This is a genomic window from Marinifilum flexuosum, from assembly GCF_003610555.1.
Taxonomy (GTDB): Bacteria; Bacteroidota; Bacteroidia; order Bacteroidales; family Marinifilaceae; genus Marinifilum; species Marinifilum flexuosum.
Map to the genome: position 1 here is coordinate 83,286 of NZ_RAPQ01000013.1, position 24,240 is coordinate 107,525.

At 35.3% G+C, this 24,240-nt stretch carries 25 protein-coding genes and 1 tRNA gene; 21 read left to right on the plus strand and 5 right to left on the minus strand.

The window, feature by feature from the left end; all coding sequences use genetic code 11:
• The first annotated feature begins 76 nt into the window (after positions 1 to 76).
• The 4 genes from BXY64_RS19970 (at position 77) to BXY64_RS19985 (ending at position 2,470) form a co-directional block, all read left to right on the plus strand.
• On the plus strand, positions 77 to 1,246 hold the full coding sequence (locus tag BXY64_RS19970; RefSeq protein WP_120241730.1) for a 1-acyl-sn-glycerol-3-phosphate acyltransferase: 1,170 nt from the start codon (positions 77 to 79) through the stop codon (positions 1,244 to 1,246).
• Between the two features lie 104 nt (positions 1,247 to 1,350).
• Complete coding sequence (locus BXY64_RS19975) at positions 1,351 to 1,566, plus strand: hypothetical protein (RefSeq protein ID WP_120241731.1); 216 nt, start codon at positions 1,351 to 1,353, stop codon at positions 1,564 to 1,566.
• 166 nt (positions 1,567 to 1,732) lie between these two features.
• Positions 1,733 to 1,927: a hypothetical protein gene (locus BXY64_RS19980; protein ID WP_120241781.1), complete on the plus strand. Its 195-nt coding sequence runs from the start codon at positions 1,733 to 1,735 to the stop codon at positions 1,925 to 1,927.
• 258 nt (positions 1,928 to 2,185) lie between these two features.
• Positions 2,186 to 2,470, plus strand: coding sequence for a hypothetical protein (locus tag BXY64_RS19985; protein WP_120241732.1), 285 nt, complete (start codon positions 2,186 to 2,188; stop codon positions 2,468 to 2,470).
• Positions 2,471 to 2,528: 58 nt separating this feature from the next.
• On the opposite strand, the gene aspS is transcribed toward BXY64_RS19985, so the two are convergent.
• Positions 2,529 to 4,280 carry an aspartate--tRNA ligase gene (aspS, locus tag BXY64_RS19990; RefSeq protein ID WP_120241733.1) on the minus strand — a complete coding sequence of 584 codons (1,752 nt, stop codon included), beginning with the start codon at positions 4,278 to 4,280 and terminating at the stop codon, positions 2,529 to 2,531.
• Positions 4,281 to 4,488: 208 nt separating this feature from the next.
• Here aspS and BXY64_RS19995 point away from each other — a divergent pair, with 208 nt between their 5' ends.
• Complete coding sequence (locus BXY64_RS19995) at positions 4,489 to 4,950, plus strand: nucleoside deaminase (protein ID WP_120241734.1); 462 nt, start codon at positions 4,489 to 4,491, stop codon at positions 4,948 to 4,950.
• A gap of 253 nt (positions 4,951 to 5,203) precedes the next feature.
• Complete coding sequence (deoD, locus tag BXY64_RS20000; protein WP_120241735.1) at positions 5,204 to 5,920, plus strand: purine-nucleoside phosphorylase; 717 nt, start codon at positions 5,204 to 5,206, stop codon at positions 5,918 to 5,920.
• Between the two features lie 423 nt (positions 5,921 to 6,343).
• Here the strand turns inward: deoD and aroA are convergent, their stop codons facing one another.
• Positions 6,344 to 7,570 (minus strand): 3-phosphoshikimate 1-carboxyvinyltransferase, encoded by a 1,227-nt coding sequence (gene aroA / locus BXY64_RS20005; protein ID WP_120241736.1) that lies wholly within the window; start codon positions 7,568 to 7,570, stop codon positions 6,344 to 6,346.
• 81 nt (positions 7,571 to 7,651) lie between these two features.
• Positions 7,652 to 8,182, minus strand: a complete 531-nt coding sequence (locus tag BXY64_RS20010) for an adenine phosphoribosyltransferase (RefSeq protein WP_120241737.1) — start codon at positions 8,180 to 8,182, stop codon at positions 7,652 to 7,654.
• Between the two features lie 315 nt (positions 8,183 to 8,497).
• On the opposite strand from BXY64_RS20010, the gene BXY64_RS20015 reads away from it, so the two are divergent.
• From BXY64_RS20015 to BXY64_RS20060, 10 genes are all read left to right on the plus strand, one after another.
• A complete protein-coding gene (locus tag BXY64_RS20015; RefSeq protein ID WP_147376052.1) occupies positions 8,498 to 8,959 on the plus strand; it encodes a hypothetical protein in 462 nt (153 codons plus the stop codon).
• Between the two features lie 62 nt (positions 8,960 to 9,021).
• Positions 9,022 to 9,612 (plus strand): outer membrane beta-barrel protein, encoded by a 591-nt coding sequence (locus BXY64_RS20020; protein WP_120241739.1) that lies wholly within the window; start codon positions 9,022 to 9,024, stop codon positions 9,610 to 9,612.
• Positions 9,613 to 9,660: 48 nt separating this feature from the next.
• On the plus strand, positions 9,661 to 10,767 hold the full coding sequence (gene dprA / locus BXY64_RS20025) for a DNA-processing protein DprA (protein WP_120241740.1): 1,107 nt from the start codon (positions 9,661 to 9,663) through the stop codon (positions 10,765 to 10,767).
• A 204-nt stretch (positions 10,768 to 10,971) separates the two neighbouring features.
• A complete protein-coding gene (gene gdhA / locus BXY64_RS20030; protein ID WP_120241741.1) occupies positions 10,972 to 12,306 on the plus strand; it encodes an NADP-specific glutamate dehydrogenase in 1,335 nt (444 codons plus the stop codon).
• Between the two features lie 121 nt (positions 12,307 to 12,427).
• Positions 12,428 to 13,195: a TatD family hydrolase gene (locus tag BXY64_RS20035; RefSeq protein ID WP_120241742.1), complete on the plus strand. Its 768-nt coding sequence runs from the start codon at positions 12,428 to 12,430 to the stop codon at positions 13,193 to 13,195.
• A gap of 11 nt (positions 13,196 to 13,206) precedes the next feature.
• Positions 13,207 to 14,241, plus strand: coding sequence for an asparaginase (locus tag BXY64_RS20040; RefSeq protein ID WP_120241743.1), 1,035 nt, complete (start codon positions 13,207 to 13,209; stop codon positions 14,239 to 14,241).
• 214 nt (positions 14,242 to 14,455) lie between these two features.
• Entirely contained in the window at positions 14,456 to 15,268 is an 813-nt protein-coding gene (locus BXY64_RS20045; protein WP_120241744.1) for a MotA/TolQ/ExbB proton channel family protein, read from the plus strand.
• Positions 15,269 to 15,277: 9 nt separating this feature from the next.
• Complete coding sequence (locus BXY64_RS20050) at positions 15,278 to 15,727, plus strand: hypothetical protein (protein WP_120241745.1); 450 nt, start codon at positions 15,278 to 15,280, stop codon at positions 15,725 to 15,727.
• Between the two features lie 44 nt (positions 15,728 to 15,771).
• A complete protein-coding gene (locus BXY64_RS20055; RefSeq protein WP_120241746.1) occupies positions 15,772 to 16,350 on the plus strand; it encodes an ExbD/TolR family protein in 579 nt (192 codons plus the stop codon).
• Entirely contained in the window at positions 16,350 to 16,823 is a 474-nt protein-coding gene (locus tag BXY64_RS20060; protein WP_120241747.1) for an ExbD/TolR family protein, read from the plus strand. Before BXY64_RS20055 ends, BXY64_RS20060 begins: the two co-directional genes overlap by 1 nt.
• Before the next feature lie 97 nt (positions 16,824 to 16,920).
• Here BXY64_RS20060 and BXY64_RS20065 read toward each other — a convergent pair.
• Positions 16,921 to 16,994: transfer RNA gene (locus BXY64_RS20065), tRNA-Arg, on the minus strand.
• A gap of 211 nt (positions 16,995 to 17,205) precedes the next feature.
• Between BXY64_RS20065 and leuS the strand changes: the two genes are divergently transcribed.
• The 4 genes from leuS (at position 17,206) to BXY64_RS20085 (ending at position 23,206) form a co-directional block, all read left to right on the plus strand.
• The gene (gene leuS, locus BXY64_RS20070; RefSeq protein ID WP_120241748.1) at positions 17,206 to 19,965 is read left to right on the plus strand and encodes a leucine--tRNA ligase; all 2,760 of its coding nucleotides are present in this window, start codon (positions 17,206 to 17,208) and stop codon (positions 19,963 to 19,965) included.
• Between the two features lie 92 nt (positions 19,966 to 20,057).
• A complete protein-coding gene (locus BXY64_RS20075) occupies positions 20,058 to 20,918 on the plus strand; it encodes a YitT family protein (RefSeq protein WP_120241749.1) in 861 nt (286 codons plus the stop codon).
• An 11-nt stretch (positions 20,919 to 20,929) separates the two neighbouring features.
• Positions 20,930 to 21,796 carry a YitT family protein gene (locus BXY64_RS20080; protein WP_120241750.1) on the plus strand — a complete coding sequence of 289 codons (867 nt, stop codon included), beginning with the start codon at positions 20,930 to 20,932 and terminating at the stop codon, positions 21,794 to 21,796.
• Positions 21,797 to 21,892: 96 nt separating this feature from the next.
• Positions 21,893 to 23,206 carry a M23 family metallopeptidase gene (locus tag BXY64_RS20085; protein WP_120241751.1) on the plus strand — a complete coding sequence of 438 codons (1,314 nt, stop codon included), beginning with the start codon at positions 21,893 to 21,895 and terminating at the stop codon, positions 23,204 to 23,206.
• A 31-nt stretch (positions 23,207 to 23,237) separates the two neighbouring features.
• Here the strand turns inward: BXY64_RS20085 and purN are convergent, their stop codons facing one another.
• Positions 23,238 to 23,798 (minus strand): phosphoribosylglycinamide formyltransferase, encoded by a 561-nt coding sequence (gene purN / locus BXY64_RS20090; protein ID WP_120241752.1) that lies wholly within the window; start codon positions 23,796 to 23,798, stop codon positions 23,238 to 23,240.
• Positions 23,799 to 23,995: 197 nt separating this feature from the next.
• On the opposite strand from purN, the gene BXY64_RS20095 reads away from it, so the two are divergent.
• Positions 23,996 to 24,232 (plus strand): acyl carrier protein, encoded by a 237-nt coding sequence (locus BXY64_RS20095; RefSeq protein WP_054718918.1) that lies wholly within the window; start codon positions 23,996 to 23,998, stop codon positions 24,230 to 24,232.
• Positions 24,233 to 24,240: the final 8 nt, after the last annotated feature.

The following is a 24,240-nucleotide window of genomic DNA, read 5'->3' on the forward strand; positions in this document are numbered from 1 at the left end:
AATCGCTACATTTTCTTAGATTTACACATATAATGCTTATTTTTGCCACTCCTTAAAAAACTAATTCAACCAAAGAATGATCACCGAATCAGATTTTGATGACATAAGACCATATAACGATTCAGAGGTAGTTGAAGTAATTAATCGTCTTCTTCAAGAAGAAGCGTTTATTAAGTTTGCGCAGCAACTTTTTCCTGGTTTCACAAAAGAAATGATAGAAAAAGCCTTGAGCGAAGTGAAAACCATCAAGGAATTTCAGGGTAATTTTATTATCCGATTGGCGCAACACATTATCGACAACACAACCAAAGGAATCACAATTGACGGATTGGAAAACTTAGACCCTAACGAAAGTTATCTATTCATTTCTGATCATCGTGATATTATCCTTGATTCAGCATTGCTTAATGTAATGATGCATCACCATGGTTTTGAAACTACTGAAATTGCAATTGGAAGCAACTTATTAATTCAGCCTTGGATTGCTGATTTAGTAAAGCTGAACAAAAGTTTTGTCGTAAACAGAAATGTAACCGTTCGCCAAATGTTGGAAAGTTCAAAACAACTTTCCAATTACATTAACTTTGCCTTAAACACCAAGAAATCTTCAATTTGGATTGCTCAGCGTGAAGGTAGAACAAAAGATGGTGATGACAGAACCCAACAAAGTCTTTTAAAAATGCTACAAATGAGTGGCGGAAAAGAATTTTGTTCTCACTTTAAAAACCTAAGAATTGTTCCTGTTGCCATTTCTTATGAATATGAACCTTGCGATGCAATGAAAACGCTTGAGGTTCATTTAAAAGAAACTGAATCTGGGTATCAAAAAACTGCGAAAGACGACTTAAGAAGTATGATTCGCGGAATGATCAACGAAAAAGGTCGTGTTCACTTCAATATTGGCAATCCAATATCGCAAATGTTGGATACCATTGAAGATATGGATGAAAGCAAAGATAAATTCAAAGCTCTTGCTGATTTAATTGATTACAGAATTCACAAAAACTACAAATTGTGGCCTGATAATTATATTGCTTACGACATTGTTAACAACAGCAAAGAGTTTCTTGACAAATATACCATTGAAGAAAAGGAATTGTTCCTTAAACACATGGAAAAGAAAATTGCTACAATCGAAGATCGTGCAGAAAACATGGAAAGATTACACCAGATCTTCTTTGAGATTTACGCGAACCCTGTAAAAAACAGGCTAGAATTAACAAAACCAGAATTTGTTGAAGATTAAATAACTCAAAAGGCTTTCATAACGAAAGCCTTTTTTATTGCTTTTTCTTTTTATTGAACGAGAATTTTAATAATTTCGGTCAACGAAAAATCAACTATACAATTATGAAATTGATAAAGTTTCTTCTGATCATGTCTACCTTTTTAATAATGGTAGCCGCAATTTTTAATCTTTTAAATGCTAATGCAGAAGCGCCGGATAGAACAGGTGTTTACATCGAACTTGTTGTAATGTTCGTTCTTACGCTTACGATGGTATTATTGAACAACGTAGAAAAAAAGATGAAAAAATTGGAAAACAAACAGGATCAGGAGCTTTAATAGCTCCTTTTTTTATGCCTAAAACTTGCAAATTACAGACATTCAGAAACCATAAAAATTGAGTTACCCAAATCCTAAATAATGTTAAGGCTTGTTAATGCTTTCAATATTTCAATAAAGATTTTGTTATATTCGAATGCAGGCTCAAAACAAAAAGAAAAAAGTAATGCTTGAACAAACAAAAATTGTACTAGCTAATGTCAGCTTTGACTTAGGCTTATTTCGAAAAGAACTTATTAAGGCTCTTAAATGGTTACAACCATCAGAAGTTGCCGCTCTTAAAAACTGGTGTTCGGAAAATTTTTCAGGAAGGTTCGATGAAATCGCAACTGAAGTTCTCCACCCACAATTATCTTTATAATATTAAAACAAGCAATAATACGGAGAGGTGCAACACACCTCTCTTTTTTTTGTGTTTGTAATACCGATTATTAATTAATATGAGCCTTTTGTTCGCATTACTCCAAAAGACTAACTAATTATATATCGGCATTTCAATTTAATATTCCACAGTTTCGCTAAAGCTCACTCTGAAATTTAAATGGTATAATTTACTATCAGTGACCTATTTCCAATTCGAAAAATTAGCTTAACTTCGCAGCTGATAAAATTTAAAAGGATGATAAAGTTTAAACGTCATATTAAAGTTGATGATCAGGTATTCGAAACCTGGTTTGGGATGGACATTAAGAAAAAAGGTGGAAAGCCTAATGTGAGTATATTTTACTATACCGATGATCCAAACGAAGAATTAAGTGTTCACCAACTAATTAAAGGGAATTTTACAAGCAAAGATGAAGCTGTAAAATACGGTACCAGATTCATGAGAAGAATGTACCAAGACATGATAAAAAGAGAAGCTTCTTCTTCTAGTGAAGAAAACGAAGAAGAAACAACACTATAAATTACCTCATAAAAAAACCCGATCAATTGATCGGGTTTTTCTTTATCTGAATTTTAAATTATTCTTTTCTGTAATCAAGGCCTAACTCCACCATTTGCTCATCAGCAATGGTTGAAGGTGAATCAATCATCACATCGCGACCTGAATTGTTTTTTGGGAATGCAATTACATCACGAATTGACTCAATTCCTGCAAACAAGGATGCCAAACGGTCGAAACCAAAAGCAATACCACCATGAGGAGGTGCACCATACTGGAATGCATCCATCAAGAAACCAAACTGAGCTTTTGCTTCCTCATCGGTAAATCCAAGATGCTTGAACATTTGAGCTTGCAAATCGGTATCGTGAATACGGATAGAACCACCACCAATTTCAACACCATTAATAACAAGGTCGTAAGCATTTGCACGAACTTTTCCTGGTTCTGTTTCCAACATGTGGAAATCCTCTGCCTTAGGAGAAGTAAATGGATGGTGCATTGCGTGATATCTTTGAGAATCCTCATCCCACTCCAAAAGAGGGAAATCAACAACCCACATTGGTTTGAATACATTATTATCGCGTAAACCCAGTTGTGTACCCATTTCCAAACGCAGCTCACAAAGTTGAGATAAGGTTGATTTCTTATCACCAACCAAAATCAGCATCAAATCACCTGGTTTTGCATTACAAGCTTCGGCCCACTTTTGTAAATCTTCAGCACTGTAGAACTTATCTACCGATGACTTAAATGAACCATCTTCGTTGTATTTCACGTAAACCAATCCTTTAGCTCCAATTTGTGGACGCTTTACAAAATCGGTTAATTTATCCAATTGCTTACGAGTATAGTTTGCACATCCTTCGGCGCAAACTGCCCCAATATATTCTGCTTCGTCGAATACTTTAAAGTCATTTCCTTTTGCAATAACGCTTAAGTCAACGAACTCCATACCGAAACGGATATCTGGCTTATCGCTACCGTATTTTTCCATTGCTGTAGCGTAATCCATGCGTGGGAAATCGTAATCGATATCCACATTCTTCAATTTCTTGAATAAGTTTTTGGTCAATCCTTCGAAAGTATTCAAGATATCATCTTGCTCAACGAATGCCATCTCGCAATCAATCTGAGTAAACTCAGGCTGACGGTCGGCACGTAAATCCTCATCGCGGAAACATTTTACAATTTGATAATAACGGTCGAAACCAGAAATCATCAACAATTGCTTAAATACCTGTGGCGATTGTGGCAATGCATAAAACTCCCCCGGATTCATTCTCGATGGAACAATAAAGTCACGGGCTCCTTCAGGAGTAGATTTAATCAATACAGGAGTTTCTGTTTCGATAAAATTCAATTGATCAAGATAGTTGCGAACCTCGATACCCATTTTGTGACGCATCACAAGATTTTCGCGAACACAAGAACGACGCAAATCAAGGTAACGATATTTCATTCTTAACTCATCACCACCATCGGTATCATCTTCAATTGTGAATGGAGGCAAAGCCGATTTGCTCAACACCTCAAGTTTTTCAGCAATAATTTCTACATCGCCAGTAGACATTTTACTGTTTTTGCTTTCTCTTTCTGCAACTTTACCTGTAATGGCAACAACGAACTCACGTCCTAGCTTACGAGCTTGCTCACACAATTCAGCATTTGTTTCCATATTGAAAACAAATTGTGTAATGCCATAACGATCTCGAAGATCGACAAAAGTCATTCCACCCAAATCGCGTGCTTTTTGCACCCAACCACTTAATGTTACCGTTTCGTTTACATTCTCAATTCTTAATTCTCCGCAAGTATGAGTTCTGTACATCTTTTACCAATTAATTGAATTAAACTAGCTTTTAGCCTTTAGCTATTAGCTCTTAGCTTTTAAAATTCCTCACCAGAACATCCAAATCACACCATCAATTCTAAAATGGAATTCATTCTTTGTTACTGGTTTTGTTAACTTTGCGAAAATACTAACAATTTGTGAAACAGAATAGCTTTCATTAACAGATTTATAAAAAAGATTATTTATGAATTCGAACGATACAATTACTCCCTTCTCCGATGAATATTTTATGAAACAAGCCATACAGGAAGCCTACAAAGCTTTCGAAGAAGATGAGATTCCTGTGGGTGCTGTAATCGTTAGTAACAATAGAATAATTGCCCGTTCGCACAATTTAACCGAACGATTGAACGATGTAACTGCACATGCCGAAATGCAAGCCATTACTTCGGCCGCAAATTATTTGGGCGGAAAGTATTTAAAAGATTGCACCCTTTACGTTACTTTGGAGCCTTGCAACATGTGCGCAGGCGCTTTGGCCTGGTCGCAAATTACCAGAATTGTTTATGGTGCTGGCGACGAAAAAAGAGGCTTCACAAGATTTACGCCTTCTCCTCTTCACCCAAGAACCGAAGTGGTATCTGGAATATTAGAAGAGGAAAGCTCAGAACTTATTAAAAGCTTTTTCGCAAAAAAAAGAAACTAGCTTTAAAAAAATCAAATCAGAATTACTTATTTACAAAAAAAGATTACTTTTGTGCTCGGCTTTAAATTTTTAAGCAGATTGTGTTAGAGATAATTTCATCTGCTTTAAAATCAAAAAGCATACTACCGTCCAATCCATTTTATAATCCATTCTCTTTTTTTAGAAAGCGAGTAAAGCGCAATATTAATTGCGGTATGATTCATTTTATACGTAAAACGATTATCTTTATTAGTAATTTTTAAAAAAGGATACCATGAGTGCACACAACGAAGCAAAAATGGGCGAAATTGCCGAAACTATACTTTTACCAGGCGATCCACTAAGAGCAAAATACATTGCTGATAATTTTCTGGAAGATGTAGTATGCTACAACCAAGTAAGAAACATGCTTGGATTTACCGGAACTTACAAAGGAAAAAGAGTTTCGGTTCAAGGAACAGGAATGGGAGTTCCATCAATCTCTATTTACACTCATGAGTTAATCAACCAATATGGTGTAAAAAACTTGATTAGAATTGGAACTTGTGGTTCATTCAACAAAGATGTTCACGTACGCGACGTAATTTTATCGATGACATCATGTACCGATTCTTCAATTAACAAGAATTTATTTAGAGGAATGGATTATGCTCCATGTGCTGATTTTGGCTTGTTAAGTGATGCGCACAAAGCTGCTGTTGAAAAAGGTGTGAATGTAAAAGTTGGATCAACTTTAACTTCTGATATTTTCTATCACGACCTTGACAACAATCCTGAACCATTTAAACTATGGGCAGATTATGGAGTATTAGCTGTAGAAATGGAAGCTACTGCTTTGTACACTCTAGCTGCTCGTCATAACGCAAAAGCACTAGCAATTATGACTGTAAGTGATCACATCCTTACAGGAGAAGAAACAAGTGCTGATGAGCGTCAAACCACTTTAAACACAATGATTGAAATTGGTTTGGAAACTGCAATTAGGCAATAATTTAGATCAGATACATTTTTAATGTACGGAATGGAGGGGCTATCGGGGCTCCTCTTTCTTTTTGTGAAAATTCTAAAATGGCCTTATTTATTCCTCAAGTTTTTTTTTTAATACAGTAACAAGGCGAAAAAACACTTTCCAACTCTTTTGAAAACTTTCGAACATTGTGGTTTTCACCTCCCAGTTTTTTTTGAACAAAACAAAAAAGCACGAAAGCATAACTTAAACCTTTTGAAAGCCATCAACAAAACAGGAAAGCTGTTTTTTATTTTATTTAGCCTCACCAACACCTAACAATTGGACTTGTGAACTTTTTTGAAGCCCATTCCAGCTGACGGCTTTGCATTCAAAAGATTTAAAACACTTTTCCATCAAGTGTTAGTGAGTATAAAAAAAGCTCGGAATCAAACCGAGCTTCTAATATTATATTTCTTTTACCTCAAAGTTTAGAGACTTTAACTGTTCCCAAAACTCAGGGTAAGATTTTTTCACTACTTGCGGATCGTCAATCAAAACATCGTTTCGTAAGATGGCAACCGGAGCAAATGCCATGGCCATTCTATGATCGTGATAGGTTTCGATCACAATTTTCTCATCCTCCTCTTTTCGTTCGCCATCCCAGGCCAACTCTCCTTCTGCTGGCTCATGAAGCACATATCCCAATTTGCCCAACTCGGTAATTAAAGCATGAATTCTATCGGTTTCTTTAATCTTTAAAGTTTCTAATCCTTTAAAGTGAAATGGAATTCCTTTTAAACAGGAACACACGGCAAAAGTCTGAGCCAAATCGGGCATTTGCAAGAAATCATACACCAACTTTTTACAATCGCTCTCCTTCTTCTCTATAAACATGCCTCGCTTCGAGAATTGTGTTTTCGCACCCAACTTTTCGAACACAGGCACCAAACCCGAATCTCCCTGGAAACTTCTTCTTCTCAATCCATCCAAATACAATTTTCCTTCACTGGCCAAAGCCATAAACGACCACCAGTATGATGCACCCGACCAATCGCCTTCAACCGTATACGGAATTCTTTGGTAAGCTTGTTTGGCAACAAATATCTCCTGTCCTTTAAATTCCGATTTCACACCAAACTCTTCCATAATATTCAGAGTCATTTCGATGTAGGATCGTGAAACTACATCCCCTTTTAATTTAATGCGCAATCCATTTTCCAGAGTTGGTGCAATTAATAAAAGTGCCGATATGTATTGTGAACTGGTATCACCTTTCAGCTCTACTTCTTTACCAGTGATATTTGATCCAAAAATCTTTAAAGGCGGATATCCTTCTTTCTCCAGGTAAGAAATTTGAGCTCCCAATGAATTTAATGCATCCACCAATACACCAATGGGACGTTCTTTCATTCTATCAGATCCTGTCAAAGTCCATTCTCCAACAATTTTCGACAAGTAGGCAGTCAAAAAACGCATGGTTGTTCCGGCATGCCCCACATCAAAAGTATTGGTATTCGAGAATAAAATATTTTGCATTGCTCTCGAATCATCACAATCAGATAGATTTTTAATGGGTTCAAAACTATTGCTCAAAGCATTAATTATCTGAACTCGATTCGAAATACTTTTCGACGATGGAAGTACAACTCTTCCTTCCAGAACTTTATTGGTTTTAGAAATGGAATATTGCATGGTCTATTGATTTTGTATTACAAAAATAGGCCAACAATTAAGAATGATTGTTGGCCGACATATCATTAAAAGTAAAACTCTTTAAAAGTGGAATAAAGAATCTACTTCGAAATTCGTATTTAGCTTATCGCGACCTTTTAAAAAGTCAAGCTCCACAAGGAAATTTACAAAAGCCTTGTTCACACCACATTTAGCAAGTAGCTTGATAGAAGCTGCTGCTGTACCTCCTGTTGCCAACAAATCGTCATGCAACAAAATAACATCATCTTCATTTAAAGCATCCTGATGAATGTGAATTTCATCCTCGCCATACTCTAATGTATATTTTTCAGAATAAGTTGCAGCAGGCAATTTACCTGGTTTACGAATTGGTACAAATCCAGCATTTAATTTGTAAGCCAACACTGTTCCCAAAATAAAACCTCTACTCTCTAATCCTACTACCTTGGTAATTCCTTTGTCTTTATATTGCTCGTATAATGTTTCTACCAATGTTGCCAAATGCTTTTCATCTTTCAACATTGTAGTAATATCCTTAAAAACGATTCCTTCCTTTGGGAAGTCAATCACATCTCTGATTGAATCTTTTGCTTCTTGAAGTCTTGCTTCCATTATTAATTTATTTTTCCAGGTGTAAAAAACACAAATCCGAGTTGGCTAAAAGGCGCAGCAAATCGGAAGAAGTGGAATATTCACCCCCTCATCACTTAATTATTCAAAATATTTACTTGATAAAGTGTGGGATAATTCCGGGTAAAAATAAAAAAGTTGGTTTAAATAAACACTCTAAATTGCAAAAATTGCACAATCTTTTTACAGATATTTAAATAAAGACTATCAACAACATTTGGAAAGATATTTTCGATCAGTTGTTGTCGAATATATCCATTAGTTTTTACCTTTGATATGGAATTTTACACACATGCCATGACAATAAACAATCAAAATCGCGCAAGCTGGATTAAACTAGCCTACTATTTATTAATATTCCTTTTTTTAGCTTCTGTTATTCTTTTGTTGTATTTAAATATCAACAAACCATACCAGGTAATCGGAATAATAAGTGCATCTGTTATTTCGGTAATTATCTTTTCCTTTCATTTGAATTTTAATTTCATCATATATAAGGAAGGAGATGATAAAATCATTCTTCGATACTATCCTCTTCATCCCTTTCATGATAATTTTAAATCCATTGAAATTCCTAAAAATTGCCTTGCCAAATACGATTTGGAGACAAAAACATTTGGACTTAAACCAATTGTTACACTATATCAATTAACCGAAAAAGGGATTGCAAAATATCCATCGGTTTGTTTGTCTGCACTTTCCAAAACTGAAAGAAAGAAATTAATTGAATCTTTATCCCGAAACAGCCTGAATAAATAATTAAGAGCATACTATAATTATATATTAAGCGTTAGCCATACCATTAACAAATACTATTAGGAATGAAAATTAAAACTCTAGTAGCAATATTGCTATGCACATTATCTTTAAATACACTTGCTCAAAACAACGATTTAAGTCTTAATATAGGAATCCCTTTAGGCAAGTATGGCAAGTTCGATCACAACTTTGCAGGATCTAATGAAACCAACCATCCTTCAATACTAATACAACTTGAAAAAGAATGGCAGGACAATTTAAGCATAGGTGCATACATTGGTTATGCCGGACAGAAACATGAATACGATTTTGGCCATAGCGAAATCAATTACAATTATTACAGATTGGGAAGTGTACTTACTTATGAATTGAACGATTGGCTATCGGATATGAATATCTCAACAGGTTATGATGTTGACCTGTACACTTCGGTAAAAGCAGGTATTTCTTTGGAGCACAAGAAATATGAAAACACAAGCCCCAATGCCAGTTCAAATCCAGTATATTCTCACAACTCATCAAATGATTTGTTGTTTGATTTAGGAATTGTGCTAGGTGCACGCTATCATTTTTCAAATCAATTTGGGTTATTTACAGAATTAGGTTGGGCTAATGCCGGATTTTTAACCATTGGAACCACATTTACTTTATAAATCTTTTGTAAATTCATATCCATATTGTGGTACTCCTATTAATAAGGTATGAATAGAATTTACAAAATCGCTTTAAGTTTTATAAATGGCTTTGGACCTGTAAATCTTAAAAAGTCTATTGCCTATACTGGCAGCCTGGAGGCTTTCTTCACAGAGAAAAAGCAAAACCTTACAAAAATTCCTGGCATAGGCCAGGCATTCATCCAAAAATTAGACAGAAAATCAGCTCTTCTTCAAGCCGAAGAGGAGCTCAAATTCATCGAGCAGAATGAAATTCAAATAGCATTCTACTTAGATGCCGATTATCCACAAAGACTACTTAATTGTTCCGATTCTCCTTGCACGCTATATTATAAAGGCAATGCTGATTTCAATGCCAGCAGAAATATCAGCATAGTTGGCACAAGAAATGCCAGCGATTACGGGAAAGAACAATGCAACAAATTGGTTAAGGATTTATCAGAAAAATCGATAAAAACAACCATAATTAGTGGTCTGGCTTATGGTATTGACATTTGTGCACACAAAGCTGCCATGCAATATCAACTTCCTACAATTGCCGCTATTGGTCATGGTTTTCAGCAAATGTATCCTGCTCAACACAGAAACTATGCCGAGGAAATCATCCATAAAGGTGGAGCAATTGTTAGTGAATTCACATCAAACAGCAAGTTTGATCCAAAAAACTTTGTCCGACGCAACAGAATAATTGCTGGTATGTCCGATGCAACCATAGTAATAGAATCTGCCAGAAAGGGCGGTTCATTGGTAACCGCCGACATTGCTAATTCATACCATAGAGATGTATTTGCTTTTCCTGGAAGAATTAGCGATAAATATTCCGAAGGTTGTAATTTTCTAATCAAAACCAATCAAGCTAACTTAATAGAAAACGTCTCAGACTTGGAGTATATCTTAGGTTGGGACGATCAAACTCAAAAAACAAAGGAAATTCAAACGAAACTTTTTGTAGAGCTAACAAATGAGGAAGAACAAATAATATCGGCACTTCGAGATTTAGAAAAAACACCGATAGATTTGATTTGTTTGAAGAGTTCATTTCCGATGAGTAAGGTGTCAAGTTTGCTCTTAAAATTAGAATTTGATGGCATGGTGAAGTCACATCCGGGAAAAATCTACTCCCTAAATTCCTGAAAATTGTCAATTTTTATGGTTTCATGTTGTAGAACAGAAACCACGCCTTTGTATCTGTCTGATTCCCTGCATTTTAATTTTTACGAAAACGTTGTAAAAAAAATCAGCTTTTAATTTGTGATTATGAAAATTTGTATACATTTGACACCAAGAACTAATAATTAAAACACAACAAACAATTTTAATTTCATAACAAGTTTGGATATGGAAGCAAAAATAATTGAATTCATGGATAGCCTTAAGGCTAAAACTCCAGGTGAAGCTGAGTTCCATCAGGCAGTACAAGAAGTAGTAGAAACAGTTTGGGATACTTATGATGCAAATCCTAAGTATAAAGCTGCAAAGATTCTTGAAAAAATGTGTGAGCCTGAGCGCGTAATCATGTTCCGCGTACCATGGATCAACGATAACGGTGAAGTTGAAATCAACCGTGGTTACCGCGTTGAATTCAATAGTGCAATTGGACCTTACAAAGGTGGTTTACGTTTCCACCCTTCTGTAACGTTAAGTGCATTAAAATTCTTAGGTTTCGAGCAAACTTTCAAGAATTCATTAACTACTCTACCTATGGGTGGTGGTAAAGGTGGTTCTGACTTCAACGCTAAAGGAAGATCAGATAACGAAATCATGCGCTTCTGCCAAAGCTTTATGACTGAGCTTTGCAAGCACATTGGTCCTAACACTGACGTACCAGCAGGTGATATAGGTGTAGGTGGTCGCGAGATCGGATACCTATTCGGACAATACAAGAGAATCCGTAACGAATTTACTGGTGTATTAACTGGTAAAGGTCTTGAGTACGGTGGATCATTAATTCGTCCTGAAGCTACTGGTTTTGGTGCTGTATACTTCGCTCAACACATGTTGGCTGAAAACAACGAAGATTTCAAAGGAAAAACTGTTGCTCTTTCAGGATTCGGTAACGTAACTTGGGGTGCTGCTCTTAAATTGGTTGAGCTAGGTGCTAAAGTTGTTACAGTTTCAGGTCCTGACGGATATGTATACGACAAAGAAGGTTTAGATGCTGAAAAGATTGAATACTTATTGGATCTTAGAGCTTCTAACAACGACGTTGTTGCTCCTTACGCTGAAAAATTCGGTGCTGAGTTCTTCCCTGGTAAAAAACCTTGGGAATGTAAAGTTGACCTAGCTTTCCCTTGTGCAATTCAAAACGAATTGAACGAAGAAGATGCTAAGCTATTGGTTGAAAACGGATGTAAGTATGTAGTAGAAACTTCTAACATGGGTTGTACTGCTGAAGCTATGATCTACTTGGTAGAGAATTGTGCATTCGCTCCTGGTAAAGCTGCTAATGCTGGTGGTGTAGCTGTTTCTGGTTTAGAAATGTCTCAGAACTCTATGCGTTACAACTGGTCAGCTGAAGAAGTTGATGAAAAATTGGGTCGTATCATGAAAGACATTCACGATACTTGTGTACGTTTCGGTAAAGAAAACGGTCATATCAACTACGTTAAAGGTGCTAACGTTGGTGGATTCGTTAAAGTTGCTGAAGCTATGCTAGCTCAAGGTTGCGTTTAATATACAATCACGCCTAATATATAAAAAGCCGGCTCTGCCGGCTTTTTTTTTAACTAATTTCTGTTCTAATTCCTTTTGTATTCCTATTGCGATTCAATAAGTTTGCACAAAAAGTAAAAACATGAATCTAATCGATACGCATTCACATATTTATTCCGAAGATTTTAATGGTGACATTAATCAAATCATTGAAAATTCGAAAGAGGCTGGAGTTGAAAAAATACTTTTGCCAAACATCGATTCTCAATCAATTGATCCAATGCATTCTTTGGAAAAAATGTTTCCGGGATATTGTATTCCCATGATGGGATTACACCCTACATCGGTAAAGGAGAATTATCAGAATGAATTAGACATTTGCAAAAATTGGTTAGACTCAAGAAAATATTGTGCAATTGGTGAAATTGGAATTGATTTATATTGGGATAAAACATTTGTAAAAGAACAACAAATTGCTTTTGAGACTCAAATTAATTGGGCTTTAAAATTCAACCTGCCAATCGTAATTCATTCCAGAGAATCTTTCGATGAAATATTCGAGATATTAGAGAATTATAAGAATACTAACCTAAAGGGAGTATTTCATAGTTTCTCAGGAAATCTTGAGCAAGCAAATAAAGCAATGGAATTGGGTTTTTTACTTGGTATAAATGGCATTGTAACTTTTAAAAATTCAGGTTTAGATAAAACCGTTGCTGAAGTACCTCTTGAAAAGTTAATTTTAGAAACTGATGCCCCTTACCTGGCTCCTGTTCCAAAAAGAGGAAAACGAAACGAAAGCTCATACGTAAAGTACACCGCACAAAAAATTGCAGAAATTTATCAAACCAAAACAGAAACAGTGGCAGAAATAACTAGCCACAATGCAAGAAATTTGTTCAACTTATAATACCTCTCTCAATGGACAAAAAACAAACTTCTATTCTTATATTATATACCGGAGGTACAATCGGTATGGTAAACGACCCTGAAACAGGTTCGTTAATTCCATTTGATTTTGATCATATCCTAAAACAAGTTCCAGAATTAAAAGAATTTGGATACGAACTTACTTCCATTGCCTTTGATCCATTAATCGATTCTTCTAATTTAAATCCTGAAGTTTGGGTAAAAATTTCAAAACTGATTAAGGAAAACTATAATAACTATGACGGATTTGTTGTACTTCACGGAACAGATACAATGTCTTTTACTGCATCTGCATTAAGCTTCATGCTTGATAATTTGCAAAAGCCAGTAATATTAACTGGATCGCAACTTCCAATTGGAACCTTAAGAACTGATGGGAAAGAAAATCTAATCACAGCTATTGAAATTGCTGCGGCATATAAAAATGGACAAGCAATGGTACCGGAGGTTTGTATTGTTTTCGAAAACCAATTGTTCAGAGGAAACAGAACCACAAAACACAATGCAGAACATTTTAACGCATTTTATTCCTACAACTATCCTGATTTGGCAAAAATCGGAATCAATATTAATTACAATTATTCCGCAATCCATTATCCAAGTCAAACAAAACAACTTGAAATAAGTACCGAATTTGATACCAATATTGCAATTTTAAAAATCTTTCCAGGAATCAATAAACAAGTAGTAGATTCCATTTTAAATATTGAAGGATTAAAAGGAGTAGTAATGGAAACTTATGGTGCAGGAAATGCTCCAACCGACAAATGGTTTATCGACTCCATTAAGGAGGCAATCAGCAGAGGAATAATAATATACAATATTACTCAATGTGCAGCGGGAAGTGTTGAAATGGGCCTATATGAGACAAGTTTAGAGTTACTTAACGCAGGCGTAGTAAGCGGACACGACATCACTACAGAGGCTGCCATTGGCAAACTCATGTTTATCCTTGGTAAGAAGTTAAACATAGAACAAACCAAATTGCTTTTAAATAAATCTTTAAAGGGCGAATTAAGCCATTAGAATATTTGTTTTTCACATTTTTTTTGTAATTTGGTGCACTGTTTAAAGCTTTCTATATTACATAAATCCAAAAACAAGGACCTTTAAAAGCATTGAAAACAGAATAGTTTTAAAGAATAATACACAAACAACTAAGGAATTAGTTGTTTATGAGATCGCAATCGTTTAATTTTGTAAAAAATAATTTCGTTAATTAAAATTTGAAAAACAGACTATGAAAAAGTTATTTGCATTTATAGCAGTTATCGGGATGCTAAGCTTAGGAGCATCATCTTACGCAGTTGCTCAGGATGAGACAGCAGAAACTACCGTAGACACAACTCAGGTTGCAGAAGAAACTACTGTTGAAGAGCCTGCAGCTCCAGTTATGGAAGAAGAAGCTATCGAAAGCACATCTTTCCACAAAGTTGTTAAGAAGCAATTCATCCAAGGTGGTGCAATGTTTATGAGCTTCGTATTGCTAGCTCTTATCTTAGGTCTTGCTTTGTCTATTGAAAGAATCATTTACTTGAACCTTTCAACTACAAACACTAAGAAATTAATTGCTAACCTTGAAGATGCATTGAACAACGGTGGTGTTGAAGCTGCTAAAGAAGTTTGTAGAAATACTCGTGGTCCTATCGCAAGCATTTTCTACCAAGGTCTTGACCGTATCGACGAAGGTATTGAAGTAGTAGAAAAATCAGTTGTTTCTTACGGATCTGTTCAAATGGGTCTTTTAGAAAAAGGTCTTTCTTGGATTGGTTTGATGATCGGTTTGGCTCCTATGTTAGGATTTATGGGTACTGTAATCGGTATGATTGACGCTTTCGACTCGATTCAGTCTATGGGTACTATTTCTCCAGCAGCAGTAGCAGGTGGTATTAAAATCGCTTTGATTACAACTGTATCTGGTTTGATCGTAGCAATGATCCTTCAAGTATTCTACAACTACTGTACTGCTAAAGTTGACAGTATTGTAAACAACATGGAAGATGCTTCTATCTCTCTTCTTGATATCCTTGTAAAATACAACATGAAAAAATAATTATAGACTATGTCAAATACATTGAGTAAATATTTAAATATTCTTACCTATGTAATGATTGGTCTAACAGCTATTTTTGTGATCATGTTTTACTTAGGTGGAGAAATCCCAAACCAAGCACACACAACTCCAGTTTACACTGATCTTTTGATCAACTGGGCTAAAGTATTGTTTATTGCATCTGCTGCATTATCAATTCTTTTCCCAATCATTCAGATCGTTGTTAACCCTAAAGGAGCACTTAAAGGTTTGATGGGATTAGTAGTACTTGGATTAGTAATCCTTGTATCATACAGTATGTCAGATGCTACTTTGTTAAACCTTCCAGGTTACACAGGTACTGACAACAACCCTGCTTCACTTCAATTTGCTGATACAGTACTTTACACTATGTACATCTTAGGTATAGGAACTGTAGCTTCAATTGTAGTTACTGAAATTATTAGAAGATTACGTTAAGAATATGATCCGAATTTAAGGATTCGGATCGCAATACCTTTATTATGGCAAGAAAAACACCAGAGATTAACTCAAGTTCGATGGCCGATATTGCATTCTTGTTGCTGATTTTCTTCTTGGTATCGACTACGATGGATGTGGATACTGGTATCTATAAAAAGTTACCTCCTATCCCTGAAACGGATCAACCTGATGAAGAAATTAAGGTAAAAAAACGTAATGTTTTAGCGATATTGGTAAACCGTAACGATGAGTTGTTGGTGAATGGAGAACTTTTAGACATTTCACAATTGCGTGAAAAGACCAAAGAGTTTATCTTGAATCCAAACAATAGTGAAGACCTTCCTGAAAAACATGTTAAAACTGTTCCATATTTTGGAGATGTTATGGTTTCGAAAGGATTGGTTTCATTGCAGAACGACCGCGGTACGAGTTACGAAATGTATATTAGAGTACAGGATGAGCTAGCCATTGCTGCACGTGAATTAAAAGACGAAAAAGCAATGTCGAAATGGGGGAAGGTTTACAGCGAGTTGGACAAAGAACAACAAGATGCTGTAAAGAAATATGTCCCAATGGCAATATCCGAGGCTGAACCTAAAAACGTAGGAGGGAAAAGATAATGTCAAAATTTAGAAAAGACGGAGGCAAAGACACTCCGGAAATTTCAACAGCGTCACTTCCTGATATCGTATTTATGCTTCTGTTCTTCTTTATGGTATCAACTACCATGCGTGATGTAGAATTGAACGTAAGCTATGTACAGCCACAAGCTAAGGAATTGACAAAGCTTGAAAAAAAGGATTTGGTAAGTAACATCCATGTTGGTGTTCCTTTGAGAAAATACCAAAAAACTTTTGGTACTGAATCAAGAATCCAATTAAATGACAAATTTGCGACTGTTGATGATATTCAAGCTTTCATTGCTTCTGAAAGAGAAGCAAGAAAAGAAGAATTACGTAACAAGTTGACAACATCTCTAAAAGTTGACAGATACACTAAAATGGGTATCATTGTTGACATTAAACAAGAGTTAAGAAAAGCAAGTGCTTTGAAGCTGAACTATTCAGCTCTTCAAGGTGCTGATGAAAACTAAGAATTTTCGCGCTTAAAATATAAAAGGAGTCCATTAGGGCTCCTTTTTTTATGCAATAAATCGTATAAAAAAAGCTTGGAAATACATCCAAGCTTTGTGACCCGTACAGGATTCAAACCTGTGACCTTCAGAACCGGAATCTGATGTTCTATTCAGCTAAACTAACGGGCCAATGTGTTCACAAATTTAAAAAATTATTTTATTCTCTTTTCCTACTCCAACATTCAATCTATAATTGATTTTCAATAACTCTTCTAATCCTCTATTAACCAATTTTTAATAATAACATCAGTTCACTCAAAAACAACCCTTTTATTTATAAATTTTACTAATTTTGCGGACTGAATACATTGAAATAACCATATTTTATCAAAATATTACAATGGAGTACACATTTAAAGAAATAGAACAAAAATGGCAGAAGTACTGGAACGACAATAAAACCTATAAGGTTGATGTCAATGCAGACAAACCAAAATTTTATGTGCTTGATATGTTCCCATACCCATCAGGAGCGGGATTACATGTTGGTCACCCACTAGGTTATATTGCGTCTGATATCTATTCTCGTTACAAAACCCTCAAAGGTTTTAATGTACTCCACCCAATGGGATACGATGCATATGGATTGCCTGCTGAGCAATATGCTATTCAAACAGGGCAACACCCAGCAATTACCACTGAGCAAAACATTACACGATATAGAGAACAATTGGATAAAATTGGATTTTCATTCGATTGGGACAGAGAAGTGCGCACTTGTAATCCTGAATATTATAAATGGACACAATGGGCATTCATTCAAATGTTCAACCACTATTTCGATAACGAAACTGAAAAAGCTCAACCAATTTCAGCATTGGTAGCAAAATTCGAAACAGAAGGAAATGCAAAAATCAATGCTGCTTGTTCTGAAACGGAAATATTCACAGCTGAACAATGGAAAGCTCTATCAAATACAGCACAGCAGGAAATTCTTTTAAATTATCGCTTGGCCTACCTTGCAGATACAATGGTAAACTGGTGTCCTGAATTAGGAACCGTTTTAGCCAATGATGAAGTAAAAGATGGTTTATCTGAACGCGGTGGGCATCCTGTTGTACAAAAGAAAATGCGTCAATGGTCACTTCGAGTATCTGCTTATGCAAAAAGATTATTGGATGGTCTTGACAATTTGGAATGGACAGATTCTTTGAAGGAAATTCAGAAGAACTGGATTGGCCGTTCTGTTGGTGCAGAGGTGAATTTTGGAGTGAAAGATTCTGATATCAAAATGGAAATCTTCACCACTCGCCCTGACACAATCTTTGGAGTTACTTTTATGGTATTGGCACCAGAAAGTGAATTGGTTGATAATTTAACCACTACTGAGTGCAGAGAAAAAGTTGATGCATATATTGAAGCTACCAAGAAAAGAACCGAAAGAGAACGTTTGGCTGATGTAAAAACCGTTAGCGGTGAATTCACAGGTGCTTATGCAATTCACCCATTCACAGGTGAAGAAATTCCAATTTGGGTAAGCGATTACGTACTAGCAGGATATGGAACTGGAGCAATTATGGCTGTACCTGCTCATGATAGCCGTGACTACGCTTTTGCGAAACATTTTGATTTGCCAATTATCCAGGTTGTTTCTGATGGTGATATTTCTGAGGAATCATATGATGCCAAGGAGGGAAAATCGATGAACTCTGATTTCCTAAACGGATTAGATGTTAAAGATGCTATTGTAAAAGCAAATGAAGAGGTAGAAGCAAGAGGCTTAGGAAAGAAAAAAATCAACTATAGATTGAGAGATGCTATTTTCTCTCGTCAGAGATATTGGGGTGAACCATTCCCAGTGTATTTCAAAGAAAACATGCCATACATGATGGAAATGGACCAGTTGCCTTTGGAATTACCTGAAATTGACAAGTACTTGCCAACTGAAAGTGGTGAACCACCATTGGGACGTGCTAAAGATTGGAAAACAGCAGATGGTCACCCAATTGAATTGAATACAATGCCTGGTTTTGCAGGATCATCGGCATATTATTTGCGTTATATGGATCCACGCAATAACGATGCGTTAGTTTCTAAGGAAGCAAATGAATACTGGCAAGATGTTGATTTGTATATCGGAGGAACCGAGCATGCAACTGGTCACTTGATTTATTCACGTTTCTGGAACAAATTCTTATTCGATATCAACGAAGTTTGCAAAGATGAGCCTTTCAAGAAATTGATCAACCAAGGAATGATTCAAGGTCGTTCGAACTTTGTTTACAGAGTTAAGAACACCAATAAATTTATTTCTTATGGATTGAGAAAAGAGCACGATACCACTGCAATTCACGTTGATGTAAACATCGTGAAGAATGATGTATTGGATACAGAAGCTTTCAAAGCCTGGAGACCAGAATTTAAGGATGCTGAATTTATTCTTGAAGATGACAAATACATTTGTGGTTGGGCTGTTGAAAAAATGTCGAAATCGATGTTCAACGTTGTTAACCCGGATGTAATTGTAGAAGAATATGGTGCTGATACACTTCGTTTGTACGAAATGTTCCTTGGACCATTGGAAGCTCACAAGCCTTGGGATACTAATGGTATTGATGGTGTTCACAAATTCTTAAAGAAACTTTGGAGATTATTCTACAAAAGTGAAAACTTTGAAGTTTCTGATGCTGAACCTACAAAAGATGAATTAAAAGTTCTTCACAAAACCATCAAGAAAATTCAGGATGATATCGAAAGGTTTTCTTTCAACACATCAATTTCGGCTTTCATGATTTGTGTGAACGAATTAAGTAGCTTAAAATGTAACAATAAGGCTGTACTAGAAGACCTATTAAAACTTCTTGCTCCTTTCGCACCACATATTTCTGAAGAATTGTGGAACAAATGTGGTAACAAGGATAGTATAACCAAAGCAAGTTTCCCTGAATTCAATGAAAGCTTTGTTGCTGAAGATACTCACTCATACCCAGTGTCATTTAATGGTAAAATGAGGTTTAAGCTAGAGCTATCATTAAGTATGAGTAAGGATGAAATTGAACAGGAAGTCCTGAATTGTGAACAGGCTCAAAAATGGATTGATGGAAAAACACCTAAGAAGGTGATTATCGTTCCTAAAAAAATCATCAACATAGTAGTATAAAGTAGAAAACAATAAGCACAATTTATAATCAGGCTTCGTTTTTCTAATAAACGGAGCCTTTTTTCTTCACATTGAATTATTTTTAAATTACAATGAAATTCTCTATTAATGAATTAAAATCATATGCTATTATTACACTTGGCTTGTGTGTTTATAGCTTTGGATGGACTGCATTTTTGATTCCTTCAGAAATTGTAGCAGGAGGTGCCGGTGGTATTGGAACCCTTATTTATTACGCATCAGGTGAAACAATTCCTGTTGGGTACTCCTATCTTGTAATTAATGTTTTTTTAATTTTAATTGCTTTACGTGTACTTGGAAGCAAATTCGGGATAAAAACCATATTTGGAATTGTTGTAGGTTCCCTTTTATTAACATTGCAACAAAGAGTATTTTCAGAACCTCTGGTAGATGACAAATTTATGGCAACCATTATTGGAGGAATCCTAGGCGGTGCTGGTATTGGAATCACTTTTACACAAGGAGGAAGTACAGGAGGAACTGACATTATTGCAATGATGGTAAACAAATATTACAATATCAGTCCTGGCAGAATCATTCTCTATTTAGATATTTTTATCATTGCATCTTCCTATTTTCTTTTTAAAGATATTTCTACCATTGTATATGGATACGTAGTAATGGGCGTTGCTGCTTATACCATAGATATGATGATTTCCGGTTCAAAACAATCGGCTCAGCTTTTTATTATTTCTAAAAACTACGAAGAAGTTGCAGCTAAATTAAGCGAAGAAACCGGACGTGGACTCTCGATGGTACATACAACAGGTTGGTATACTCGTGAGGAAACCAAGATGTTAATGCTTGTAATTAGGAAGCATGAAACGCAGCACGTATTTAAAGTAATTAAGGAAGTAGATCCACAAGCATTTATCTCCATGGGAAGTGTAATGGGCGTTTACGGATTAGGTTTTGAAGAAATTAGAGCATAAAAAAAGAAATAATGGCTACTCAGAAAATCAGTTTATCAGAAAACATTCGTTCCTATTTAATTATTACCATAGGATTGCTTATTGGTTCTTTGGCATGGACCGGTTTTATTATACCATCTGGAATTGTAGGATCGGGCGTAAGTGGAATTGCAACCATGATATATTTTGTAACCGGAATAAAGGTTGGTTATAGTGTATTTTTAATCAATACAGTATTTCTACTGATATCATTACGTGTACTTGGCTTCTCTTTTGGAATAAAAACATTGTATGGAATTACCGTAATTTCATTTTTCCTATGGTTGTTTCAATCCATTATCACCGAACCTCTGGTTTCCGACAGGTTTATGTGTGCTATTATTGGAGGTATTATGGCTGGAGCTGGTGCAGGAATGATTTTATCGCGTGGTGGAAGCACAGGCGGCACCGACATTCTTGCCATGATGATCAACAAGTACAAGAACTACAGTCCAGGCCAGTTGCTTTTAACTATCGACGTAATAATAATATCATCTTCTTATTTTTTGGAGAATTCGATAGAACAGGTCGTATACGGATTTGTTACCATGGGAGTAAGTGCTTATTGTGTAGATATGATTATTGAAGGAAGCAAGCAGTCTGTTCAAATAATAATATTTACTCAAAAACCTGAATTAATTCGCAAGGAAGCAATTTACAATTTAGATCAAGGACTTACTGTAATAAATGCCACTGGAGGTTATAGTAATGAGGATGTAAAAATCCTGATGCTTCTGGCTAAAAAACGTGATTCACAGACCATTTTAAATATGATAAAGCATGTAGACCCAGATGCATTCATATCTATGGGCAGTGTAATGGGGGTTTACGGTCAAGGTTTCGACAAGATCAAATCTTAAAACTTAAAAAAGCTTAAATCCTATAATCATTAGATTATCCAGTTGTGTGACTATAAAAATAGTTATACCTTTAGGCTCGAATTCAAAATTTCCCAAATGAAAAAGTTCTTCAACTATAAAACTCTAATTATTGCAGCGCTTGTAATGGTTGGTCTATTGCTTTTTAAAAACTTTAAATCGGATGTACCCGAAGAAGTAAAAAGCGATAGTCATGAATTGATTGATTCAACAGCATTAGAGCCTATCAATTTAAAATATGGATTTCCGATTGATGATTTTGAACATGAAGAAGGCAAAGTAAAAAGAAATCAGAGTTTGTCTACAATACTAAGACAATACGATGTTTCATACGCTGCAATCGATAAAATTGCCAAAAAAGCCAAAAAAGTTTTTAATGTAAGACGAATTAAATCGGGACGCGAATATTCGGTTTTATTCTCTAAGGATAGCTTAAGAACTCCTGAATACTTTGTATACGAAAACACACCAGTAGAGTATATTGTTTTTGATTTACGAGATACTTTGCATGTATACAAAGGGGAAAAAGAGATTATTTATAAGCGTAAACAAATCAAAGGAACCATTGAAAGTTCGCTTTGGAATGCCATGGTTGAAGCTAATGCAGATCCTGTTTTATCTATCGAATTGTCTGAAATCTATGCCTGGACAATAGATTTTTTTGGAATTGGTAAAGGCGATGAGTTCAATATCATTTATGAAGAAGCTTTTGTAGATGATAAACCAATAAGTGATATCAAAGTACTGGCTGCGAACTTTATTCATCACAAATCAGATAATTATGCATTTGCTTTTAAAGAAGGTGATAAAGATGGATTTTTCGATGAAGAAGGAAAAAGCTTACAAAAAGCATTCTTAAAAGCTCCTTTGCGTTATTCCAGAATCAGTTCCAGATTTTCTAACCGAAGATACCACCCTGTTTTAAAAAGATACAGATCACATCATGGGGTTGATTATGCTGCACCAACGGGAACTCCGGTTCACACAATTGGAGATGGAGTGATTATTAAGAAAGGCTACCAAAAAAGAGGCGGTGGAAGATATTTAAAAATAAAACACAACAGTGTATACACCACAACCTATATGCATTTATCTCGTTTTGCCAAAGGAATGAACACAGGTGTTAGGGTAAAACAAGGGCAAATCATTGCTTATGTAGGTTCTTCAGGCTTATCAACAGGGCCACATCTCGATTTTAGGGTGCATAAAAATGGAAGTCCAATTAATCCATTAAAAATGAAATCACCTCCTGTCGCTCCTGTCAAGAAAGAAAATCAAGCTCAATTTGAAATTCTCAAAAACAAATTGATGAAAGAATTGAATGGATTAGACAGTATTCCTGAGCCATTAATTCCTGATTCAATAAATAATACTCTTACTTCTATAAAGTAAAAGACTGTCCAAAAATAATAGAGCAATTACTTTAAAGTAATTGCTCTATTATTTTTGGGAAATGTTCATATTCTAATTTGTGAACTTTATTTGCAACATCCTCGGCTGTATCATCAGGTTCGACCGCACATTTTGCTTGAAATACAATTTCACCTTCATCATATTTCTCGCTTACCAAGTGGATGGTTATACCTGATTCTGTTTCCTGATTTTCTACTACCGATTTGTGAACATTCATACCATACATCCCTTTCCCACCATATTTTGGCAACAAAGCAGGATGTATATTAATAATTCTACCTGCAAATTCTTTTAGCAAACTTGTAGGTATCAACCATAAGAAACCAGCTAACACAATAAAATCAACTCGCTTTTCTTTTAAATAATCCACCACTATTGATGTTTCTTTAAAATCTGATTTAGAAAAAACTAAAGAAGGGATTTTTAATTTTTCTGCTCGATTTAATACAAAAGCATTAGGATTATTTGTAAGAACACTAGCAATCTCAACATTCGAATTATTTTTAAAATACAATGCTATATTCTCCACGTTAGTTCCTGATCCAGAAGCAAATAAGGCAATTCTTTTCATGGGTAATTTGTTGTTTAAAAAGTATGTTCAAAGGTATATAAAAGCCATTGGATGTAAAATAATTTCGCTAGAAAAGGAAAAAGAATTACATTTGTCCCCAACTTTGTGAAAAAGATTTGAATTTTTTCAAGTAAATTTATTTCTTTGCACAGTTGAAAATTAATTAGTTTAATATTAATCATTTAAATTTTAAAGTTATGTCTGATATTGCATCTAGAGTAAAAGCTATCATTGTTGATAAGTTGGGTGTAGACGAAACTGAAGTAACTCCAGAAGCTAGCTTCACTAACGATCTAGGAGCTGACTCATTGGATACAGTTGAGCTAATCATGGAATTCGAAAAAGAGTTTAACATCGCTATTCCAGATGATCAAGCAGAAAACATCGGTACAGTAGGTGACGCTGTTTCTTACATCGAAGAAAACGCTAAGTAATTATTAAC

Excerpts from the sequence above, each read along its gene's own strand:
- BXY64_RS19985 (WP_120241732.1), top strand. The coding sequence starts at position 2,186 with ATGATAAAGTTTAAACGTCATATTAAAGTTGATGATCAGGTATTCGAA.
- BXY64_RS20055 (WP_120241746.1), top strand. The coding sequence starts at position 15,772 with ATGGCAAGAAAAACACCAGAGATTAACTCAAGTTCGATGGCCGATATT.
- aroA (WP_120241736.1), bottom strand. The coding sequence starts at position 7,570 with ATGCAATATTCCATTTCTAAAACCAATAAAGTTCTGGAAGGAAGAGTT.
- BXY64_RS19970 (WP_120241730.1), top strand. The coding sequence starts at position 77 with ATGATCACCGAATCAGATTTTGATGACATAAGACCATATAACGATTCA.
- BXY64_RS19975 (WP_120241731.1), top strand. The coding sequence starts at position 1,351 with ATGAAATTGATAAAGTTTCTTCTGATCATGTCTACCTTTTTAATAATG.
- purN (WP_120241752.1), bottom strand. The coding sequence starts at position 23,798 with ATGAAAAGAATTGCCTTATTTGCTTCTGGATCAGGAACTAACGTGGAG.
- BXY64_RS20095 (WP_054718918.1), top strand. The coding sequence starts at position 23,996 with ATGTCTGATATTGCATCTAGAGTAAAAGCTATCATTGTTGATAAGTTG.
- gdhA (WP_120241741.1), top strand. The coding sequence starts at position 10,972 with ATGGAAGCAAAAATAATTGAATTCATGGATAGCCTTAAGGCTAAAACT.
- BXY64_RS20020 (WP_120241739.1), top strand. The coding sequence starts at position 9,022 with ATGAAAATTAAAACTCTAGTAGCAATATTGCTATGCACATTATCTTTA.
- BXY64_RS20075 (WP_120241749.1), top strand. The coding sequence starts at position 20,058 with ATGAAATTCTCTATTAATGAATTAAAATCATATGCTATTATTACACTT.
- BXY64_RS20045 (WP_120241744.1), top strand. The coding sequence starts at position 14,456 with ATGAAAAAGTTATTTGCATTTATAGCAGTTATCGGGATGCTAAGCTTA.
- BXY64_RS20050 (WP_120241745.1), top strand. The coding sequence starts at position 15,278 with ATGTCAAATACATTGAGTAAATATTTAAATATTCTTACCTATGTAATG.
- BXY64_RS20015 (WP_147376052.1), top strand. The coding sequence starts at position 8,498 with ATGACAATAAACAATCAAAATCGCGCAAGCTGGATTAAACTAGCCTAC.
- BXY64_RS20010 (WP_120241737.1), bottom strand. The coding sequence starts at position 8,182 with ATGGAAGCAAGACTTCAAGAAGCAAAAGATTCAATCAGAGATGTGATT.
- aspS (WP_120241733.1), bottom strand. The coding sequence starts at position 4,280 with ATGTACAGAACTCATACTTGCGGAGAATTAAGAATTGAGAATGTAAAC.
- BXY64_RS20060 (WP_120241747.1), top strand. The coding sequence starts at position 16,350 with ATGTCAAAATTTAGAAAAGACGGAGGCAAAGACACTCCGGAAATTTCA.
- BXY64_RS20080 (WP_120241750.1), top strand. The coding sequence starts at position 20,930 with ATGGCTACTCAGAAAATCAGTTTATCAGAAAACATTCGTTCCTATTTA.
- BXY64_RS20085 (WP_120241751.1), top strand. The coding sequence starts at position 21,893 with ATGAAAAAGTTCTTCAACTATAAAACTCTAATTATTGCAGCGCTTGTA.
- BXY64_RS19995 (WP_120241734.1), top strand. The coding sequence starts at position 4,489 with ATGAATTCGAACGATACAATTACTCCCTTCTCCGATGAATATTTTATG.
- dprA (WP_120241740.1), top strand. The coding sequence starts at position 9,661 with ATGAATAGAATTTACAAAATCGCTTTAAGTTTTATAAATGGCTTTGGA.
- BXY64_RS20040 (WP_120241743.1), top strand. The coding sequence starts at position 13,207 with ATGGACAAAAAACAAACTTCTATTCTTATATTATATACCGGAGGTACA.
- leuS (WP_120241748.1), top strand. The coding sequence starts at position 17,206 with ATGGAGTACACATTTAAAGAAATAGAACAAAAATGGCAGAAGTACTGG.
- BXY64_RS19980 (WP_120241781.1), top strand. The coding sequence starts at position 1,733 with ATGCTTGAACAAACAAAAATTGTACTAGCTAATGTCAGCTTTGACTTA.
- BXY64_RS20035 (WP_120241742.1), top strand. The coding sequence starts at position 12,428 with ATGAATCTAATCGATACGCATTCACATATTTATTCCGAAGATTTTAAT.
- deoD (WP_120241735.1), top strand. The coding sequence starts at position 5,204 with ATGAGTGCACACAACGAAGCAAAAATGGGCGAAATTGCCGAAACTATA.